Raw genomic sequence first — 2260 nt, 5'->3', positions numbered from 1 at the left:
TTCGCAGGTATATACAGTAAACTAATGTAATCGTGCTTCCCTTCTACATGGTTATGGGACCAGCTTAAGGGATCCTGATAGTCATGAGCGATATGCTTGTAAAGCGTCTTATAATCTTCGTCACTGATTTCTGATTTTTGCAAAGTCCATAAAGCAGTTGCTTTATTAACTGCTTCAAAATCAGGGTTCTCACTTTCTTTCTCTTTTTTCTCACCTTGTTCAACTTCATCCATTTTTTTCATCATAATTGGCCAACAAATATGATCCGAATATTTATGGATAATGCTACGCAGACGCCAATCACTCAAAAATTCATCTTGCTCTTCCTTCAAGTGCAAAATAATTTCTGTACCTCGTTCTTTTCTCTTTTCTTGGCCAATAGTGAATTCACCTTCACCATTGGATTGCCAAACAATGCCCTCATCAGCACTGAGACCAGCACGGCGGCTTTTAACTGTGACTTTATCTGCCACAATAAAGGCAGAATAAAAACCGACACCAAATTGACCAATCAGATGAGAATCCTTTGCCTGCTCACCCGTTAAATGACTAATAAATTCCTTGGTTCCTGACTTAGCGATAGTTCCTAAATTTTCAACTGCTTCATCCCAATTTAAGCCAATACCATTATCCTTAATAGTGATTGTTTTTAATTTCTCATTGAATTCAACGGTGATACGCAGATCAGAGTCTGTTTCGTACAATGAAGCATTAGCAAGGGCAAGGAAACGAAGCTTGTCCAAGGCATCAGATGCATTCGAGATTAATTCACGTAAAAAGATTTCCTTATTGGAGTAAAGTGAATGCACAACGAGATGTAACATCTGTTTCACTTCAGTTTGGAACCCCATTGTTTGTTGCTTAGCCACCATTTATAAATCTCCCATGACTCATAAAAATTAAAAAATTAGTATTAAATGCACACGAATATTACTTCTAAGAGCATTGTTATTAGATTTACCCCATTATTTTTTGTTGCTAGACACTGCAGGGGACATTTCATTCTGATTATATGTGGACATCAGTCTGCAATTTCAAGGGTGACGAATTTAGTTTTGTAACTTTACCCTTTAGTGACTCAACGATTACAACTGGTATTACTCAAAAACTTGAAGATAATCATAACAATTGCGTTGAACGACTACTCTGCTTGTACTGTCAGTCATTTATAAACTCACGCCTATAAAAATCTGACAGTCAGCAGCATGGAGATGATAATGTACCCTTAGTCGCCGGGCTTTTAGAGACTATAATACAATTCAAATTCAAAAGGATGAACAAGACTTCTGACTTGTGCAATCTCAGCTTCACGAAGAGAAATGTAACTCTTTATGAAATCGCGGCTAAAGACATCGCCTTGCAATAGAAAATCATGATCTTCTTGGAGATGTTGTACAGCCTGATCCAAAGAGCCGCATACCGTTGGGACATCAACCAATTCTTCAGGAGGAAGATCATACAGATCTTTATCAATGGGTTGACCTGGATGAATTTTCTTTTGTATACCATCCAACCCCGCCATCATCATTGCAGAGAAAGCAAGATAAGGGTTAGCCATTGGATCCGGGAAACGCACCTCAATACGGCGGCCTTTAGGATTATTAATATGAGGAATACGGATCGCTGCAGAACGATTACGGGCTGAATAAGCCAGTAAAACAGGCGCTTCAAAACCAGGAACCAGACGCTTGTAACTGTTAGTAGCCGGGTTGGTAAAGGCATTCAGTGCTCTTGAATGCTTAATGATACCACCAATATAGTAGAGCGCTGTTTCTGATAGACCGGCATATTGATCACCAGAAAACAGGTTGACTCCGTCTTTCATTAACGATTGGTGGCAGTGCATACCATTACCATTATCACCCACCAACGGTTTAGGCATGAAAGTCGCTGTTTTACCGTAATTATGGGCTACATTATGAATCACATATTTTAAAATTTGTAGTTCGTCGGCTTTGATAGTTAAGCTATTAAAACGTGTTGCTACCTCACATTGATTACCAGTAGCTACTTCATGATGATGCGCTTCAACAACCATACCTAAAGACTCTAGTGTCAAACAGATTGCAGAACGGATGTCCTGTGATGAATCAACTGGTGGAACAGGGAAATAACCACCTTTAATACTGGGCCGATGGCCAATATTACCACCTTCAAAACTTTTACCAGAATTCCAATGTGCCTCATCAGAGTCAAGCTTATAAAAAGATCCACTCATGCTTGTTTCCCAGCGCACATCGTCAAATAGGAAAAACTCAGG

Annotated in this window: 2 protein-coding genes; both read right to left on the bottom strand. The window is 39.3% G+C overall.

Annotated features, from left to right (window positions below):
- Positions 1-872: molecular chaperone HtpG (gene htpG / locus BN58_RS11260; RefSeq protein ID WP_019216916.1), on the bottom strand; the 872-nt coding region annotated here is incomplete at its 3' end.
- A 368-nt stretch (positions 873-1240) separates the two neighbouring features.
- The coding region (gene glnA / locus BN58_RS11255) for a type I glutamate--ammonia ligase (RefSeq protein ID WP_019216915.1) at positions 1241-2260 on the bottom strand (1020 nt) is incomplete at its 5' end.

The sequence above is a fragment of the Legionella tunisiensis genome (assembly GCF_000308315.1).
Taxonomy (GTDB): domain Bacteria; phylum Pseudomonadota; class Gammaproteobacteria; order Legionellales; family Legionellaceae; genus Tatlockia; species Tatlockia tunisiensis.
The sequence above is the reverse complement of the archived record's forward strand: the minus strand, read 5'-3'. Positions and strand labels throughout refer to the sequence as shown.